Source organism: Mesorhizobium sp. WSM4841 (assembly GCF_055811515.1).
On the sequence record NZ_JBVVQC010000010.1, the window covers coordinates 54927 to 72652 of the forward strand.

13 protein-coding genes, 1 other RNA gene and 1 pseudogene are annotated in these 17726 nt (G+C 61.9%); 6 read left to right on the top strand and 9 right to left on the bottom strand.

The window, feature by feature from the left end; translation table 11 throughout:
- Positions 1-36: 36 nt before the first annotated feature.
- Positions 37-1233 (bottom strand): lytic murein transglycosylase, encoded by a 1197-nt coding sequence (locus AC0L14_RS14465; protein ID WP_473749927.1) that lies wholly within the window; start codon positions 1231-1233, stop codon positions 37-39.
- A gap of 80 nt (positions 1234-1313) precedes the next feature.
- Complete coding sequence (locus tag AC0L14_RS14470; RefSeq protein ID WP_473526567.1) at positions 1314-2105, bottom strand: glycoside hydrolase family 25 protein; 792 nt, start codon at positions 2103-2105, stop codon at positions 1314-1316.
- A 331-nt stretch (positions 2106-2436) separates the two neighbouring features.
- On the opposite strand from AC0L14_RS14470, the gene AC0L14_RS14475 reads away from it, so the two are divergent.
- Positions 2437-3816, top strand: a complete 1380-nt coding sequence (locus AC0L14_RS14475; protein ID WP_473526568.1) for a serine hydrolase domain-containing protein — start codon at positions 2437-2439, stop codon at positions 3814-3816.
- A 271-nt stretch (positions 3817-4087) separates the two neighbouring features.
- Here AC0L14_RS14475 and AC0L14_RS14480 read toward each other — a convergent pair.
- The 6 genes and pseudogenes from AC0L14_RS14480 to AC0L14_RS14505 form a co-directional block, all read right to left on the bottom strand.
- Positions 4088-5271 (bottom strand): annotated as a pseudogene (locus tag AC0L14_RS14480) (M14 family metallopeptidase).
- Positions 5272-5374: 103 nt separating this feature from the next.
- Positions 5375-7027, bottom strand: a complete 1653-nt coding sequence (locus AC0L14_RS14485) for an alpha/beta hydrolase (protein WP_473749928.1) — start codon at positions 7025-7027, stop codon at positions 5375-5377.
- A gap of 423 nt (positions 7028-7450) precedes the next feature.
- Positions 7451-8137 carry a class I SAM-dependent methyltransferase gene (locus AC0L14_RS14490; RefSeq protein ID WP_473485233.1) on the bottom strand — a complete coding sequence of 229 codons (687 nt, stop codon included), beginning with the start codon at positions 8135-8137 and terminating at the stop codon, positions 7451-7453.
- Positions 8134-9381: a BtaA family protein gene (locus AC0L14_RS14495; protein ID WP_473526570.1), complete on the bottom strand. Its 1248-nt coding sequence runs from the start codon at positions 9379-9381 to the stop codon at positions 8134-8136. Before AC0L14_RS14495 ends, AC0L14_RS14490 begins: the two co-directional genes overlap by 4 nt.
- Before the next feature lie 125 nt (positions 9382-9506).
- Positions 9507-9728, bottom strand: a complete 222-nt coding sequence (locus AC0L14_RS14500) for a hypothetical protein (protein ID WP_473749929.1) — start codon at positions 9726-9728, stop codon at positions 9507-9509.
- A gap of 402 nt (positions 9729-10130) precedes the next feature.
- The gene (locus AC0L14_RS14505) at positions 10131-14006 is read right to left on the bottom strand and encodes a hydantoinase B/oxoprolinase family protein (protein WP_473749930.1); all 3876 of its coding nucleotides are present in this window, start codon (positions 14004-14006) and stop codon (positions 10131-10133) included.
- A gap of 179 nt (positions 14007-14185) precedes the next feature.
- Here AC0L14_RS14505 and AC0L14_RS14510 point away from each other — a divergent pair, with 179 nt between their 5' ends.
- Positions 14186-14389 (top strand): hypothetical protein, encoded by a 204-nt coding sequence (locus AC0L14_RS14510; protein ID WP_123151969.1) that lies wholly within the window; start codon positions 14186-14188, stop codon positions 14387-14389.
- 59 nt (positions 14390-14448) lie between these two features.
- Here the strand turns inward: AC0L14_RS14510 and AC0L14_RS14515 are convergent, their stop codons facing one another.
- A complete protein-coding gene (locus tag AC0L14_RS14515) occupies positions 14449-14778 on the bottom strand; it encodes a hypothetical protein (RefSeq protein ID WP_473526573.1) in 330 nt (109 codons plus the stop codon).
- 91 nt (positions 14779-14869) lie between these two features.
- Here AC0L14_RS14515 and AC0L14_RS14520 point away from each other — a divergent pair, with 91 nt between their 5' ends.
- The 4 genes from AC0L14_RS14520 to rnpB all read left to right on the top strand — a co-directional run bounded on the left by AC0L14_RS14520 (position 14870) and on the right by rnpB (position 17720).
- Positions 14870-15589 (top strand): TerB family tellurite resistance protein, encoded by a 720-nt coding sequence (locus tag AC0L14_RS14520; protein WP_473485387.1) that lies wholly within the window; start codon positions 14870-14872, stop codon positions 15587-15589.
- Positions 15586-16347: an N-acetylmuramoyl-L-alanine amidase gene (locus AC0L14_RS14525; RefSeq protein WP_473485238.1), complete on the top strand. Its 762-nt coding sequence runs from the start codon at positions 15586-15588 to the stop codon at positions 16345-16347. The genes AC0L14_RS14520 and AC0L14_RS14525 overlap by 4 nt, the downstream gene beginning before the upstream one ends.
- 183 nt (positions 16348-16530) lie before the next feature.
- Positions 16531-17262, top strand: a complete 732-nt coding sequence (locus tag AC0L14_RS14530; protein ID WP_473749931.1) for a transglycosylase SLT domain-containing protein — start codon at positions 16531-16533, stop codon at positions 17260-17262.
- A gap of 60 nt (positions 17263-17322) precedes the next feature.
- Positions 17323-17720: RNase P RNA component class A (gene rnpB / locus AC0L14_RS14535), an RNA gene on the top strand.
- Positions 17721-17726 lie beyond the last annotated feature (6 nt).

Below are 17726 nucleotides of genomic sequence, written 5' to 3' on the forward strand. Positions count from 1 at the left end.
CACAATACACACACCCCCCTCCCACCATAACACATTTTATACAGCCAAACCCGCCCGCTCCCCAAAACGCCCGGGGGGCGCCCCGGGGCGCCCGGGGGGCCAAAGCCGCTTCTGCTCCTTGCGGATCGCCTCGCGGGTGTTGGTGCCCAGGATGCCGTCGACTGTTCCCACGTCATAGCCTCTGGCCTCGAGCTTTGTCTGCAATGCTTTCATCTGGTCGCCGTTGAGGCCGGGTTCGGGATTGCGCGGGTCGAAGTGCGGCGCACCCGCCAGCCGCGCGGCGAGATTTGCAGCGGTCAGCGCATAGGTGAAAGACTGGTTCCATTCGAGGTAGACGTCGAAATTGTCGTAGACGAGGAAGGCCGGACCCTTGCGGCCCATGGGCAGCGCGAGACCTGCCTTCAGGCCGTTGTCGACAAGCGGCGTGCCGTTGGGGTTGGTGACACCCCACTGAGCCCACTGCGTCAGCGGCAGCCTGTTGGTGCGGCCAGTCTGGTCCCATGGCATGTCGTCGGGCACGCGGACTTCCTCGATCCAGGGCTGGTCGCGTTTCCAGCCGCGCGACATAATCTTGTTGGCCGTGGTCATGATCACATCCGGCGCGCTGCTGCGCAGGTCGACCAGGCCGTCGCCGTCGCCGTCGACGCCGCGGCCGAGATAGTCGGACGGCAGCATCTGTGTCTGGCCGATTTCTCCAGCCCAGGCGCCGGTGACATCGGCCGGCACGACGCCGCGATCGATGAGGGTCAGCAGCGGCGTGATCTGCGGGCGAAAGAGTTGCGGGCGGCGGCAGTCATGCGAGAGCGTGACCAGTGCGTTCAGCGTGTGGAAATCGCCCTGCACGGCGCCGAAATCCGTTTCCAGCGCCCAGAACGCGGCGATGATCGGCGGCTGGACGCCGAATTCCTGGTCGGCGCGGGCAAAGACGTCGGCGTATTTTTTCAGATTGGCGGCGCCCTGCTTCAGCCGGTAGGCCGAGATCATCCGGTTGGAGAACTCGATGAAGGTCTGGGTAAAGACGCCCTGGGCGCGGTCGCGCGCCAGCACCTTTTTGTCGGCGGTGGCCTTTTCCAGCGCCTCAAGGCCGGCAGTGCCGACGCCGGCGTTCCTGGCCTCCGCCGCTACGCCCTGCTTCCATGCCTCGAAATCGCCGCCGCATTGCTGTGCCACCGCTGGCGTCGCCGCCGTAGCTGCCAGAAGCAGCGCCGCGAGAATTTCCAAGCGCAATCGCATCGCCATCCCCCAAGAAGATCACCAGCGGTTGCAAGCATCCTTCATTTGGCTGTGTCGAAAAGCAGGCGGCAGGCCCGGTGTCAACGGGTGTTCTGCCGCAGCCACTTGTTCCAGGCTGCTTCCGAGCCGTTGAAAACGTTGATATCGGCCTTGCCTGGGATGCCCGGCACAATACCGGTTCCGGTGTACTGCCAGAAGGCGAAGGGATGGCTGCCGTATTTCTTGCGCGGGTGGCCGGCCACCGAACGCAGCCAATAGGGATAGTCGCGGAAAACCGATAGGCCGTTGTCGTCGAAGAAATCGAGGGAAGTGTAGATGATCGGCTTCTTGCCGTAGTGGTTTTCGACGATTTCGAGGAATGTGCTCATCTCGCTGCGCACCGTGGCCGCATCCGGCCGCAGCCTGCAGGTCGGCGATTGCGGGTTCCATTCCATGTCGAGAACCGGCGGCATCGCCGAGCGGTCTTTGGGCACGTTCTGGATGAACCAGCGCGCCTGCGTCGCGGCCGGTGTGCAAAAATAGTAGAAATGATAGGCCGCGCGCGGGATTCCTGAAGCTTTCGTGCGGCTCCAATGCTCGTTGAAATAATCGTCGAAGCGATCGCCGCCTTCCGTCGCCTTGATGAAAACGAAGGAAATGCCGCTGGCCCTGGCCGCCGGCCAATCGACCGAGGTCTGGTATTTGGAGACGTCGGTGCCGTGAACGGCATAACTCCACGGCGCGCCGCTGTCCCACTCATGCGGGTCGGAGTCGTCAAAACGGGGTGCGCGCACCGCAACGGTCGGGGCGCCCGGCAGCGACGGCGCAAGATCGTCGACGGTCGAGCAGGCGCCCAGCAGCGTCAGCAAGATGAAAGCCGCGAGACGGCGCATCACAACTCCTGAACCGGTTTCAGCCGGCCGCTGATGGGTTGTTGCTGCAGGTGGTCCCTCGACCGTGCCCCCAAGCGATCGCCCCACAGGACCGCTCTATCTTTTAAAGTGCGCCGCTTCGGCGCGCCTTAATCTTTGTTATGCATGTCGTAATCCCAAAACCGCTGCGCACCCCCGGTTCGGGCCCGGGGGCATGCTTTTGGGTGACATGCATCAGTGATCGCCGATCATGGTTGATATTCCGTTGACAGCGCTCGACCAGAACCGCGATTTTGCCGAAGCAATGGCGGCAAATCGATGACATGGATGAGCGTCCGGGGGGAGTCGGAAAATGCAGATTGCCCTGAGGCTGGTGAAATGGCTGCTCGGGCTGGCCGTGCTGGCGGTCGCAGCACTCGCCGCCTGGCTTTACATCGCGCCGCCGGAACTGATCCGCGTCGGCTCGGGTTATACGGCCAAGATCGTCTGCTCGAATGTCTTTATCGCCGGACGCGATGCCGATGAGGTGCTCGCCGTCGACGTGCAGGCGCCGGGCCACCCGCTGCTGCGGCTGATGAGGGTATCGGTCGACAAGGAGCAGGGCACGGTCTCGGCGGGACTGTTCGGCGTGTTCGGCAAGAGTGTCGCGGTCGTTCGCGACGGGCTCGGCTGCGCTTCGGTTCCGGATGGCGACGTCGCCAGGGCCAAAGCAGTCGCCCGGCCGGCGCTGACACCGGCGCCGTCGCGCGACGCACTTTGGCCGGACGGCGACAGGGTCGACGCCTCGCAAAACCCCGAAATCGCAAACATCCTCGACGATCCCGCAATGACCGGCGCCGGTATGCGGGCGGTGGTGGTGGTCAAGAACGGCCGTATCGTCGCCGAGCGTTATGGCGCCGACTTTTCCGAGAAGACGCCGCTGCTCGGCTGGTCGATGACCAAGACGGTAAACGCCGCGATCGTCGGCACGGTGGTGAAGGACGGCAAGATGGTGATGACGAACCAGGGCCTGTTCGGACCCTGGAAAGCGGACGGCCGTGCCGCCATCAGTCTCGCCGATATGATGGCGATGTCGAGCGGGCTGGAGTTCAACGAGGATTATGGCGACGTCACCGACGTGACGCGGATGCTCTACCTCGAACCTGATATGGCGGGCTTTGCCGGATCCAAGCCGCTGACCGGCGAGATCGGAAAAATGTTTTCCTATTCGAGCGGCACAGCAGTGATGCTGTCGCGGCTGTGGCAGGACGCGATCGGCGACAAGGACAAGGCGCTGGCGTGGCCGAGGGTTGCGCTGTTCGACCCGCTCGGCATGCATAGCGCGGTGCTGGAGGCCGACGAGCACGGCACCTTCGTCGGCTCGTCCTATTTCTACGCCACCGCGCGCGACTGGGCGCGCTTCGGCCAGTTCCTGCTGCAGGATGGTGTGTGGAACGGCAAGGAGATCCTGCCTGCCGGTTTCGTCGGCTGGATGCGGGAAGCTGCACCCGCCTCGAAAGTCTACGGCAGGGGCCAGGTGTGGATCGAGGGGCCGGGCGACGAGGAGAGCCCCGGCGCCGGCATCGCTGCTGGCCTGCCTCGGGATACCTATTGGATGGAAGGCCATGACGGGCAGACGGTCGCCATCATTCCCTCCGAGAAGCTGGTGGTGGTGCGGCTCGGCCTGACACCGGCCAAGCTCGGCTACCGGCCGCAGACGATGGTGGCGGCGCTGGCGAAGGCGCTGCATTAGGGTCAAAACCCAATCACCTGAACGACCGAGTTCGGACCCTTCTCGGACATTTGACGCCGAGAGCCGGACGACGCAAGTTGGGTGGGAATCGGACGCTCCATCGCTAGTCGTTTTTGGAGTACGGATCCAACGAGCACGGTCAGGCTCAATCTGTCGGCGCCGCCTCCAGTCCGGCGATATCGAATTTCACCATAGAGCACCACTTCGGCGACGCGTTTGGATTGCCGCGATCGCGCGTCAGTTCACCTAAGCCGCCTCGGCAGGGTGTGAACTACTCGGGATAAGTCTCGACGCCCTCCGGCGCCGCCCTGTGGAAAAGGACAAATACCAAGGTATTGCCGGCCTCGGCCGTCGTATCGCTGCGCAGCCCCGCCACCTCTCCAGCCACGCTGCTGGTGTACTCCGCAACCACCTCGCCGAAGCTGTATGCTGAATGGCCACTTTCTGTCCGGGTCCGACCTTGTCGTTCAGCTTGACCAGATGCTCGACGAACCCGGCCTGGGTTGCAAGGATCGGGAACGCACTGTTGCCGACAAAAAACATTCACATCCTTGCCTGTGCGTCCCATTGGCCCGGCAAGGATGCCATGATGCTTGAGGACGTTCATCGTGCCTTCAACGAATAGGGGAATCATCTCAAGGTCGAGGATACGCGCAGCACCAACCTCCGGACAAAAGGATGGGATACCCGCGGCGACAAACGCGTTATGAAGGACGCTTGGATACACAGGATTGTCGAAGATCTGGCCCACTGGATAAAGTTCCAGCATCGCCTTGATCTCGGGCACATCCATGTCGCCAATATTGAATGCGGAGGCATCGAATCCGGTCGTCCCGGTATGGAAGTCGATTGCGACGTCAGCGTTCGGCCGAAGGAGCCGGTTGAACAGGAGACCGGCGTGGCGGCTGGCCGCACTGGCACCGTTCTCGTTGCCGGGCCATTCCCTATTCATGTCGATCAGGTCAATGCCCCTGCCAGAATTGGGCCATCTGCGCTGCATGGTTTCCATGGCTGGACGGGACACGTCCGTGACCGCCATCACTGTGCCCGACATCTCCGCCGGATCAAGTCGGTTCATCACGGTCTGGACCGTATGCACAGAACTCATCTCGTCACCATGCACACCACTGACCAGGACAGCGCGCTTGCCCGGCTTTGTCCCCCTAGCGACCGTCACAGACACATACCAGTGCTGTCCGGTGGGCATCTGCACGCCCTGAAAATACAAAAAATGCTTCTTGCCGGGCTCCAGGTCCTTGACGTCGAGCACGCTGACGACTTTTTTCCCCTGGATCACATCGCCGGTATAGATCGTTGCTGATGGCGCACCCGGTGTCGGGCCTGGGCGTTCGCAGAACCAGCATTGGCCGCGAAGACGGCCGCCGCGCCTACCGAGGCAATGGATGCTACAATTAGATCCCGGCGATCGAGGCCCTTTTTAGGTTTGCCCGACATGATGAGGATCTCCTTATGTCGTGTGGAAAGCCAAAGTCGAATGCCAAATGTGTAGACTTTCGTAAACAAACCGCTCGCATAACGCACTCGTCGCAGGCAGCGATCACATCCTGCCGCGAGCGGCAAGATACTGCTTCAATCGCGCGATCTGGTCGGCAGACCAGCCCTGCGGATCAGTCACCGCGAGCCACGCGTCGACGTAGTGTTCGGGCGCAAAGACATGACCATAGCCCATCGGCGTATTGGTCGCGACGGCCATGTCAAGGGCCAACTGTAGCATCGATACCACCGGATACCACCGCAGTTCCGGCGAGACGTCCGGGCCGCGTGGAGCGTCCATCCACTCGGGACGACGATAGAAGTCGCGATAATCGAAAAACGTAATCGCATCGCTGGCATATTGGAGGTAGACAATGCGCATGGGACCCCAAGGCGCGTCCGCCGGACCGGTCTCGCCATTCTGGTTCATGAAGCGGACGAACGAACCGTTCCGGAACCGCGGCAACCAAGCGGGCGTACCGGCATTGCGATGCTCCGTTATGCTGCGCCAAATTCTGCTCTCAAAGGGCGGACCGCTCCACAGCGCCCCGTGGACAGGGTCACCAAGGATCTCGAAAAGCTCCACCGATCTCTCGGAGTTCATCGCTCCGAGGCTCAGGCCATGCAGATAGAGTTTGGGTCGCCTGTTGTGGGGAAGCGTCGTCCAGTATTCATAGACTGCGGCAAACAAAGCCCTTGCTGCTTCCGAGCCGTATTCCGGCTCGACCAGCAACGATAGCGGGCTCGACAGATAGGAGTACTGCTGGGCAACACTCGCCACGTCGCCATTGTGGAGGTATTCAACCGTATCCATCGAGGCGGGATCGATCCAGCCACTTCCGGTAGGCGTGATGACGACCAGTACGGAGCGTTCGAAGGCCCCGACGCGCTTTGATTCCTCAAGGGCAAGTTGCGCCCTCTCTTCGGCAGTGTCGGCCGCCCGAAGCCCCACATAGACCCGGATGGGTTCGCGCGCATCCTTTTGCGTGAACGTGCTTATCTCGCTAGCGGTAGGTCCCGTCGCGATGAACTCTCGTCCTGCCCGTCCAAGTTCTTTCCAGCTGACGAGGGAAGCGGCACTGCCGGTCTTGAGCGGAGGTGTCGGCTGCGCTCGATCCGGTTCGACGAGGGCATCAAACGTTGCGAAGGACGAATCGGCGACGTAGAGCGCGTAGCGGACGAGCACGCCATTTGCGACCGCCCAGAACAACAGTATCGCGACAGTGAAACCGATCACATTCGAAACCCTGCGGGGGACGAAGCGGCCCGACCTTTCTGAAATCAAACGGGAGATGCGTTTGAAGAGCCGGGCCAGCGCGATGAGCATCAGGAACGTGACGATCGCGATGACGCAGACTTCAAGCGGATGCGCGCTCGTCACGGGTTCGAGGTGCATCAGTTGACGGATTGAATTTTGCCATTCCGCTGCCCACCATAAAAACAAGATGGCGATTGCTGCGCAAATGGCCGCGACGGCGATCTTGAGAGCAAGCAGGAACCGCTCACGCGGTTCCGGAAGCTCCATATAGGCCCACAGCCAGCGCCACGCGACTCCGATGCCGTATCCGGCGGCGAAACATGCCCCGGAGAGCACGCCCTGGGTCAGATAGGTTCGAGGAACAAGGGTCGGCGTAAGAGAAGCTGCGAAGAACAGCGTGCCCACGACGAGGCCGCCGGCAGAAAGCGAGCGCCAGAACTTTGTCACCCAGTTACGCATTTGGCCGCTTCGCTTCTCCTGGGATAGCGGTCTCGCGATGAATACGACTAGCCCATCATGGCTTGCTCTCGCGTTTTGTAGAAGGAGGGCAGGATAAATTTCCAGCTGCTCCGTGTGGCAAGTCGCAATATCTGGTTGAGTTGCATTGCGATCGCCAAAAATCCCCGTCGCTGTTGGAGAGCCGATGTTTGCAAATGGCGCGACCGCACCGGGAAGCCCGGACGAGTCAAGAGGATACTCGGCTGAGCGTTGGCCTTTCGCGCCGGAAGACACAAGCGGCGTTCGCCAAGTCTAGTCTAATCCGATTCAGAGTTCGTTCTCGTGAAGAGCGTGGCGAGGTGGATGGCAATATCCGCTCCTGACGCGCGAAGTTGCCCGTCTTCGACTCCGGCTCGGCTTGACCTGAATTTCAACACACCCTGACTAGCTGCGCTGCCCGACCACGGCGAGCCATGCATAGCCGCGATAAAGTGTTCTGAATCGGAGGCTTGCGCCGACTGTTGCAGATTCCGATTCCAGGACATCGCGCAACGCTTCACGCGGCTCGACATGGAATTTTCTCAGCCAGCCGCGCAGCAGCGTGCGGAACCAGCGGGGCAGGGCTTCCTGCTGGCCGAAATCGACGACGTGCAGCGAGCCGCCAGGCGACAAGGCTGCAAGTGCCGCGGAAACCGTCTTCTCCCAACCGGGGATCATCGACAGCGAATACGAGACAAAAATGCAGTCGAAACTTTCAACAGAAAATAGCGCTTCTGCGTCGAAATCAGTGGCGTCGCCGCGTGCCAGCGTGACACGGCCGGACAGGCCTTCGCAGACCATGGCGGCGCTGGCCGTCTCCAGCATTTCGGCCGAAATATCGAGGCCGAAGAAACGGGCGCCTGGATAGCGGCGGGCGGCAAGGACGATGTTGCGGCCGGTGCCGCAGCCGAGTTCGAGCACCGTGCCGCCGGCCGGCACGTCGAGCCCTGATATCAGCCGGTCGCGGCCGAGCAGATAGTACTTGCGGGTCAGGTCGTAGAAATGGCGCTGCCAGCGATAGACGCCGTCCATCAGTTCGGCATGGCTGGCCGGCGGTTCGGCGTGCCTTGCCGGCAGTTCGGTCGTGCTCATGCGGACTGCTTCACATAAAGATGGAAGCCGCCATAGATGGCCGAACGGTCGCGGGCCGAGAATTCGCGCGACGCCTCGTCTGCATAGCTCCACTGGTCGAGCAGCGAATTCGAGACCCGGCCGGGTAGCAGGCTGGGTTCGGCCGCGGTACGGAAGATGACGCGGGCGTGGGTGGACGCGGTGCGGGTGATCTCGGCCCACAGCGCATTGAGCTGGTCGTCGGTCATCCAGTCCTGGGCGTCGAGCAGGACGAAGCGGTCGACCGAACCGGCATCCTTGCCGGCGAGGAATTCGATCAGATTGGTATGGTGGACGGCAACGCGGTCGACATTGTTGCGGATCGTATTGTAGTTGCGCTTTTCAAGATAGGCGGGCAGCGCAGCCTCGCCGGGATTGGGATAGCGGCGGGCAAAAGCCTGCCAGGCGAAATAGTTATTCTGTAGCGGAAAATCGCAGGCGAGCTTTTCCAGCCGGGCCTTCAGCACGCTGGCCATGGTGCCGTCGCCCGAGGTGATCAGCGAATCGTACTGGGCCGGCGGAATGCCGAGGCCGAACAGCGAGGCTTTTCGCGATGTTGCCCATTTCAGCAGCGGCTTTTCGAAGACCGGCGCCAGCTCCTCGTCGAAGAAGCGGCGCTGGTCGGCGAGGCTTTTGGCTTGCATGATGGCGGCCGGATCGACGCCGAAGAATTTGGCGGTGCGATGGCCCATGGCAATGAACAGGCCGAGCAGGCCGGTCTGGTAGAAATTGTGGTCGAAGACGGCGATGCGCCGGCGCCGGCGCCAGTTGCGATGTTCCCAGTAATGGCGGCTGACCGGGTCGAGATGCGGCGCGATGAAACGGTCGTAGGCTTGCGAATTGTGACGGGTCTCGGCAGCGCCGAAGAAACGGAACAGGTCGCCCTGCGACGGCAGATGGCGCACCGCTTCGAGCTTCATGCGGTTCAGCGCGATATGGGCGGCGTTGAGATCGACGGCGTCGATCCGTTCGGGTGACCGGGTGAGATAGGCAAGGATGTTACAGCCGCCCGAGGCGATGGTGACGACGCGGTGGCCCTGGCCAAGCTGCATCGCCTCCATGTCGACGTCGGGGTCTTCCCAGATTTGCGGATAGACGAGGCCGGAAAACAGCAAGGCGAAGAGCCGCTCGGAGAGGCCGGCCTTAGACAGCGGGCGGTTCTGGTAGACGGCCTTGCCAACTTGCTTGCCGCGGCGAAAAACCAGTTCTCCGGAAAGATCCGTCATGACAAGGCGATTCCCCGTTTGCTCTGCCGCAAGCGGGTAGCGCTCAGCGATGACAGATGGATGACAGCAGCCGGCTTGCTGTAGCTCGCAATATCATTTGGCACCTCCAGCCATGCGTCCGCAGCTTACACCGAAGACTGCTGGAGCCACGCAACCCTCAAGTGAGTGATCCAGACCGGACCAAAAATGTAGATGGCGAACATGCGAGGCAAAGTCTTCCCCAGAAGGACGTTGGTCGAATCAGTCGTATGGTATGCTGCCCAGGCGCCACGACCGGTCGCCTGATCGTTAAAGCCACCTGAAAAAAGACCTACGATCATGAATGCCATCACCAGCGTGGTGATCACGGGTCCTGTCTTCATGGTGATCTGAGCTTTCGAGAGTGAAGTTATATAAAAAAGATACTAAACGTGGCAAAAAATACAGACAGCATAGATCGTGTTGAGAAAAGATTGCACTGATCATTGAGGGTGCCGTGCCATTGGCTGATCTGGTTGTATGTCGCCTGATTTCCCGGCCATAGCCAGCGGAGGGCCGGAGTATCGCGAAATGGACATGTGTAGGCCGTAGGCAGGTGCGGTATGACAAGCCAAGTCATCGCTGATGCAGCAACCAAAAGACAGAAAGCAGCGAGTGTCGCTCGGCCGCGCCAGCGCATTTTCTGAGCGTCTTCTTCGGAATTCGACATGGCTTGCCCCCAACTATGACCCTGATGGTGCATACGCGGCCTGTCAATCTTTCGGTTGACCCTACAGTTTACCAAACCCACCCGGCGTCGGCGTCGTCACGATGACGGCTTCACCGGCCTCGAGCAGCGTCTGGTCGCAAGCCTTGAGGACTTCGATGCGGCCATCCTTGCGGCGGACCTTGGTCGAGCCGACCTCGCCATCGCCGCCGCCGTCCAGGCCTTGCGGCGGGCGGTTGCGATGTGAGGACAGGATCGCGCATTCCATCTTTTCGAGGAAACGGATGGTGCGCTCGGTGCCGTCGCCGGCACTCCATTTGCCTTTGCCGCCGGAGCCCTCGCGGATGTGGAAATCCTCGAGCAGGACGGGGAACCGCAGTTCCAGCACTTCCGGGTCGGTCAGGCGCGAATTGGTCATGTGGGTGTGGACGCCGGAGGTGCCGGCAAAGCCGCGACCGTTGTTCATCCGGCCTGCCGGCGAGCCGGAGCAGATCGTCTCGTAATACTGGTACTTTTTGTTGCCGAAGGTGAGGTTGTTCATCGTGCCTTGCGCATTGGCCATCGCGCCCATGGCGCCGAACAGCGCATTGGTGACATGCTGCGAGGTTTCGACATTGCCGGCGACGACCGCGGCCGGGTAGGTCGGCTTCAGCATGCAACCCTCGGGAATGATGATGTTGATTGGTCTCAGACAGCCGGCATTCATCGGGATCATGTCCTCGACCATGACGCGGAAGGCATAGAGCACGGCTGCGCGGGCGACCGGCTCGGGGGCGTTAAAATTGTTCTTCATGACCGGCGAGGTGCCGCTGAAGTCGACGGTCGCCTCACGCTTTTTCCGGTCGACCGAGATCTTCACCTTGATGACTTGGCCGGTGTCGGTCGGATACTCGTATACGGAACTGTCGGGCAGCCGCTCCAGTACACGGCGCACGCTTTCGGCGGCATTGTCCTGGACGTGAGCCATGTAGGCCTCGACGACATCAAGGCCGAAATGCGCGACCATCTTGCGCAGTTCGGCAACGCCCTTTTCGTTGGCGGCAATCTGCGCCTTGAGGTCGGCAATGTTCTGGTGCGGATTGCGCGCGGGATAAGGGTGGTCGGTGAGCAGCGTCTCCAGTTCCTTCTCGCGGAACCGGCCGCGATCGACAATGCGGAAATTGTCGAACAGCACGCCTTCCTCGTCGACCGTGGTGGCGAGCGGCGTCATTGAACCGGGCGCGGTGCCGCCGATGTCGGCATGATGACCGCGTGAGGCAACGTAGAAGAGGATCTCCTCCCCCCTTGAGGGGGAGGTGCCGCCGAAGGCGGCGGTGGGGGTCGCTGCGGCAGCGCTCGACGCCCTTGCGGTGCCGTCTGCGGTGACCCCACCCGGCCGCTTCGCGGCCACCCTCCCCTCGAGGGGGAGGGAAAAGACCGGCGTCACCACCGTGATATCAGGCAGATGCGTGCCGCCATTGTAGGGCGCGTTGAGGGCAAAGACGTCGCCGGGGCGGATGTCGCCGGAGTTCAGCCGGATGATGGTTTCCACTGAACGGTCCATGGAGCCGAGATGCACCGGCATGTGCGGCGCGTTGGCGACCAGCGCGCCATGGCGGTCGAAGACGGCGCAGGAGAAATCCAGCCGTTCCTTGATGTTGACGGAATAGGCAGTGTTCTGCAGCGTCACGCCCATCTGTTCGGCGATCGACATGAACAGGTTGTTGAACACCTCCAGCATGACCGGATCGGCCTCGGTGCCGAGCGCCGCCTGCCGGCGCTTTTTCTCGATGCGGAGCAAGAGCACGTGGTTCTTGGCGGTGATCCCGGCCTGCCAGCCCGGCTCGACGACGATGGTCTGGTTCGGTTCGATGACCAGGGCAGGGCCGACAACCTTGTGCCCCGGTTTGAGTACCTCGCGGCGGAAGATGCCGGCGTCTCGCCAGGTGCCGTCGGCGAAGATTTTCCGACTCTGCGAAGGGCTTGCGGCGATGTCCTCAACGGCTGAATCACTTTCGTCGCGGCCAGTGCCGCCGGTATCGATGCCTTCGACGCCGACCGATTCCACGATCATCGGCTTGTCGTCATAGACGAAGCCGAACTGCGCCTTGTGGGCCATTTCGAAATCGCCCTTGGCGCGTGCGGTCGAGCCGTGCTCGAAATTCACCGGCAGCGCGGTGTCGGTGCCGTCATAGCGGATCTGCAGCACCGGTTTGGAGGCGACGGCGTCCTCGGCAATGCCTTGCGCGGCAAGCTCGTCGATGACGGCTTTGCGCAACGTTGCGATGAGCTCGTCGATTGCCGGCCTGGACACTTCCGCCAGCGGTTTCAGCAGCGCCTGCTGGCGCGACGAAAAAATCGAGGACAATCCAATGCCATAGGCCGACAGCAGGCCGGAGAAGGGATGGATCAGCACCGCCTCCATGCCGAGTGCGTCGGCAACGAGGCAGGCGTGCTGGCCGCCGGCGCCGCCAAAACAATTCAAGAGATATTCGGTGACGTCGTAGCCGCGCTGCACGGAAATCTTCTTGATCGCGTTGGCCATGTTTTCGACGGCGATGGTGACGAACCCTTCGGCCACCGCCTCCGGTGAGCGGCCGTCGCCGATTTCGGCGGCGAGTGCTGCGAATTTCTCGCGCACGGTTTGCACGTCGAGCGGTTCATTCTGGCGGGGTCCAAAAATGGCCGGGAAGAAGTCGGGCTGCAGCTTGCCCAGCATAACATTGGCGTCGGTGACGGCCAGCGGGCCGCCGCGCCGGTAGGCGGCCGGGCCGGGATTGGCGCCGGCCGAATCCGGCCCGGCGCGGAAACGGCCGGCCTCGTAATGCAGGATCGAGCCGCCGCCGGCGGCGACGGTGTGGATGCGCATCATCGGCGCACGGATGCGCACGCCGGCAACCTCGGTGTCGAAGGCGCGCTCATAGTCGCCGTCATAATGGGCAACGTCAGTCGAGGTGCCGCCCATGTCGAAGCCGATGACCTTGTCGAAACCGGCGAGTTTTGCTGTCTCGACCATGCCGACGACGCCGCCGGCCGGGCCGGACAACAACGCGTCCTTGCCCTGGAACATGTCGGCGGCGGTGAGGCCGCCCGACGACATCATGAACATGAGCCGGGGGGATTCCCTCCCCCTTGCGGGGAGGGTGCCGGCGAAGCCGCCGGGTGGGGTCGTTGCGGCAGTGCTCGACGTTCCTTGACGCCTCGCGCTGCCTTGGGCGACCCCCTCTGGCCGCTGCGCGGCCATCTCCCCCTCGAGGGGGGAGAGAACGCCCAGTTCACCCGCCACTTTTTGCACATACCTTGCCAGAATCGGTGACAAATAGGCGTCGACCACGGTGGTGTCGCCGCGGCCGACCAGCTTGACGAGCGGTGAGACCTCGTGGCTGACCGAGACTTGGCGAAACCCTAGTTTTCTGCAGACCTTTGCAACCGCCTTTTCGTGATCGGGATATTTCCAGGCATGGATGAAGACGATCGCCACGGCGTCGATGCCGTCCGCCCTGGCTTGTTCGATCGCCGGCCGGCAGGCGGCAATGTCGAGCAGCCGTTCGACATTCCCGTCGGCGCGCACGCGTTCGTCGACTTCGATGACGCGTTCGTAGAGCTGCTCGGGAAGAATGATCTCCTTGGCGAAGATGTCGGGTCGTGCCTGGTAGGCGATCCTCAGCGCGTCGCGAAATCCCCTGGTGATGAGCAGCAGAACACGGTCGCCCTTGCGCTCCAGAAGCGCGTTGGTGGCAACGGTGGTGCCCATCTTGATGTCGCCGATCAGGCCGGACGGGATCGGAGCGCCGGATTTCAGGTCCAGCAGCTCGCGAATGCCGTGGATAGCGGCGTCGGCATAGGCTTCAGGATTCTCGGACAGCAGCTTGCGCGGGTGCAGCCCGCCTTCCGGGTCACGGCCGATGACATCGGTGAAGGTGCCGCCGCGGTCGATCCAGAAATCCCATTTGGCAGTCACGGCAGCTCTCCCAGGCATTTTATTGATTCAATGTGTTAATTCGCAGTAGCCTCACCGGCAACGGCAAAAGCAGATGATGTTACACGCGGAAATGCAACGTTATGAAACTCATAGGGCACTTGGTGCATTCTGCCCTCGATCGTCACCGGTAGCGGGGGCGTGATTAGAGGAGAGATGTCATGAAGAAACTCATTCTTGCGTCGGTTTCGGCGCTTGCCCTGCTTGGCGTTGCGGCTTGCAGCGACAGCGGCACGGGCGGGGATGCCACCACCACGCAGAGCACCAATCCGCCGGCGGCTGAACAGCCGATGCAGCCGGCTCCTGATGCCACGAAGCCGGCCGAGCCGGCTCCGACAGAGCCTGCTCCTGCGCCGGCGCAGTAGTTTATCTGACTGAAGATTGAGGGAAGGCCGGCATGATGCCGGCCTTCCCAGCATCTGGTTCAAGACACGCGCCTTGCGGCGATGGCCATCACCGCAAGCGCGAATGGTATGGTTTCGCCCGTCACTTTTTCGCCCAGCAGAAGGGCCGAAATGGCAATGGTAACCAAGGTTTGCAGCAATTGTGCCTGGCTGACGCGGGCGATAGCGCCCGGCAGACCACCTGCCTGCCCGGCATTTCCCGCGCCAGTTTCCCCGAGACGACGTAGCCGAACCTCGCCGCCAGGGCGGCAACGAACGGCAAGATGTCGCAAGGCCTGCGGTTTTCTCGCGATATGGCCGCTGTCGCGGCTGCCGTCTGCTTGTTTTCCATGATCGATGGTTAGCGCCACCTACTTCAGGCATCCCACGAAATCGGCTGGGCCGGCCCTGCGGCATTGTCTTCGCTTGATAGCGGTGGCCGGTTAGCCCTAATAGATGCTCATGTCGATTTGGGATCGCCTCGGCGACTTCATCACCCGCGTTTCGTCCTCAACCTCGTCGGGTGTCGCCGACGTCGTCGAGGCCGTGCGTACGGTTTTCTCCGGCGATCCCGATCTGCGCCGGCGCGTCGCCTTCTCGGTGGCGATGATCGCGCTGTCGGCCAAGATGGCCAAGGCCGACGGCATCGTCACGCAGGACGAGGTGCGCGCCTTCCAGCAGATATTCGAAGTGCCGAAGAAGCAGACGCGCAATGTCGCGCGGCTCTACGATCTTGCCAAGCGCGACATTGCCGGATTCGAGACCTATGCCGAACGCATGGCGCAGCTTTGCGGCTCTGGCCATTCAAACTGTGTCATGCTGGAGGACATTCTCGACGGGCTGTTCCATATCGCCAAGGCCGACGGGCTGGTCCACGAGCGCGAAGGCCAGTTCCTGCATCGTATCGCCGAGATATTCCGGATCGAGGAGGCGCATTACCAGAGCATTCTGGCCCGGCACGTCGACCTGGGTGCGGCCGATCCCTATGTCGTGCTTGGCATCGAGCGGGGAAGAACGTTCGAGGAGGTCAGGAAGCGTTATCGCAAGCTGGTTTCGGACAACCATCCCGACCGGCTGATCGCACGCGGCCTGCCGCAGGAATTCATCAAGATTGCAACCAGCAGGATAGCGGCAATCAACGCGGCCTATGAGATGATCGAACGAGGCCTGCGGCACGCATGAGCGGCTTCCTGCCCGACGAGCCGAGCGCCGAGGTAAGTGTATCGCCGAATTTCGGTCCACGACCCGGGACCGCCGATATGGTCGTGCTGCACTACACCGGCATGGAGACCGGCGCCGGCGCCGAAGCATGGCTGTGCGATCCGGCCAGCGAGGTTTCGTCGCACTATCTCGTCCATGAGGACGGCCGCATCGTCCAGATGGTCAGGGAAAGCGACCGTGCCTGGCATGCCGGCAAGAGTTCGTGGTTCGGGCGCAGCGACATCAACTCCTGTTCAGTCGGCGTCGAGATCGTCAATCCGGGGCATTTGCTGGGCTATCGGAATTTTCCGAAACGGCAGATCGATGCCGTCATCGGCCTGTGCAAGGGGATTGTCCAGCGCCATTCCATTCCAGCCCAACGGGTGCTCGCCCACTCCGACGTGGCGCCGGGACGCAAGATCGACCCGGGCGAGAAATTCCCTTGGAAGGCCCTGTTCGAGGCCGGTGTCGGCCATCTCGTCGAAGCGGCACCCGTCAGGCGTGGCGCGGTGCTGAAGGCCGGCGATGCGGATGCCGAGGTCGAGGCGCTGCAATCGATGCTGGCGCGCTACGGTTATGGCGTGGAGATATCAGGCAATTTTGACCGGCATACCGAAATCGTGGTCGAGGCTTTTCAACGGCACTTCCGCCAACGCAAAGTGGATGGTGTGGCCGACGGATCGACCATCCGCACGCTGGAAAGGCTGCTTGCCTCCGTGAGGGCAGTTCCGTCCAAGTAGTCTTTTCTTAGCTATTAAGTTACAGCCTGTCACTTAAAGTGACTTGCCCCGCCTTTTTTGCCGCCAATTCGGTCGTCAAAGGCGATCCGTGCAAGTTGTCGGACCTACAGCCCCCAGATGTTCCGATGTTGATTAGCGTAGCTGCGTGAAGTTCTTCGCGCGGTTCAAACAGAACAGGATCCCATGCAGAAATTGACCGTTTTAACGGCAGCTGTTGCTGCCGGCGTAATTACTTTTGCCATCGGTGCGGCGAATGGCGCGCCACTGAGCCAGCGAGCCGACCAGGGTTTCATTACCGCGTCCGACAAAACCGCCACGCCGAAAGCCGGCCAGGGCGCAAAGGAAAAAAGCACAGCATCCGCAATGGCGGAAAAAGCTGGGGTAAAAGTGAAAAAGCCATTCTCTGCAAACAAGGCAGTCTCCAAGCGGCATGTGAAGCGCAACAGGACCCGCATCGACCAGGCGACGACGGCGTCGATCAGCCGGAAAAGCAGCGCGGCGGCGCCGAAGGCGGCGGTCGCTGGCGGCAGCGGCCAGTATTCGACGATCATCGAGCGTCATGCCGCCAGCAATGGTGTGCCGGTGTCGCTCGCCAAGGCCGTCATCATGATCGAGAGCGGTTTCCAGCCGAACCAGGTCGGCAGCGCCGGTGAGATCGGGCTGATGCAGATCAAGCCGTCGACGGCGCGGATGATGGGTTACAGCGGCTCGATCAAAGGTCTCTACGATCCCGAGACCAACATCAAATACGGCATGAAATACCTCGCCATGGCGCGGAACCTCGGCGACGGCACGACATGCGGCACGATCCTGAAGTACAATGCCGGCCATGGCGCCAAGCGTATGAACCCGATATCCGCGGCCTATTGCGGCAAGGTCAAGGTGCAGCTGGCCGCGCTTGGAGCGCCGGCGTAAATAAGCCGGAACCTGCTTTTTTGTTTGCGTTTTCGGGCGCGAATCCCTTTATACGCCTTGCCAGCTGGCCGGGCGGCCGCACCCGCGAAGCCGAAAGGCTGCGGGTGAGGAAAGTCCGGGCTCCATGGAGACACGGTGCCGGTTAATGGCCGGCGGGGGTGACCCTAGGGAAAGTGCCACAGAAAGCAAACCGCCACGATCCGTCGTGGTAAGGGTGAAAGGGTGGGGTAAGAGCCCACCGCGCGACTGGCAACAGGAGCGGCACGGTAAACCCCACCGGGAGCAAGACCGAATAGGGGCGGTGCGAGGGGAAACCCTCGAGGGCTGTTTCCGGCTCACCGTCCGGGTAGGTTGCGTGAGGTGCATGGCAACATGCGCCCAAGATGAATGGCCGCCACGTTCTCGCGCCGCAAGGGGCGAGGGCCATACAGAACCCGGCTTACAGGCCAGCTGGCAATTTCTTC

Coding starts and splice junctions, on each gene's coding strand:
- AC0L14_RS14465 (WP_473749927.1), bottom strand. CDS start 1,233: ATGCGATTGCGCTTGGAAATTCTCGCGGCGCTGCTTCTGGCAGCTACG.
- AC0L14_RS14470 (WP_473526567.1), bottom strand. CDS start 2,105: ATGCGCCGTCTCGCGGCTTTCATCTTGCTGACGCTGCTGGGCGCCTGC.
- AC0L14_RS14475 (WP_473526568.1), top strand. CDS start 2,437: ATGCAGATTGCCCTGAGGCTGGTGAAATGGCTGCTCGGGCTGGCCGTG.
- AC0L14_RS14485 (WP_473749928.1), bottom strand. CDS start 7,027: ATGCGTAACTGGGTGACAAAGTTCTGGCGCTCGCTTTCTGCCGGCGGC.
- AC0L14_RS14490 (WP_473485233.1), bottom strand. CDS start 8,137: ATGAGCACGACCGAACTGCCGGCAAGGCACGCCGAACCGCCGGCCAGC.
- AC0L14_RS14495 (WP_473526570.1), bottom strand. CDS start 9,381: ATGACGGATCTTTCCGGAGAACTGGTTTTTCGCCGCGGCAAGCAAGTT.
- AC0L14_RS14510 (WP_123151969.1), top strand. CDS start 14,186: ATGAAGAAACTCATTCTTGCGTCGGTTTCGGCGCTTGCCCTGCTTGGC.
- AC0L14_RS14520 (WP_473485387.1), top strand. CDS start 14,870: ATGTCGATTTGGGATCGCCTCGGCGACTTCATCACCCGCGTTTCGTCC.
- AC0L14_RS14525 (WP_473485238.1), top strand. CDS start 15,586: ATGAGCGGCTTCCTGCCCGACGAGCCGAGCGCCGAGGTAAGTGTATCG.
- AC0L14_RS14530 (WP_473749931.1), top strand. CDS start 16,531: ATGCAGAAATTGACCGTTTTAACGGCAGCTGTTGCTGCCGGCGTAATT.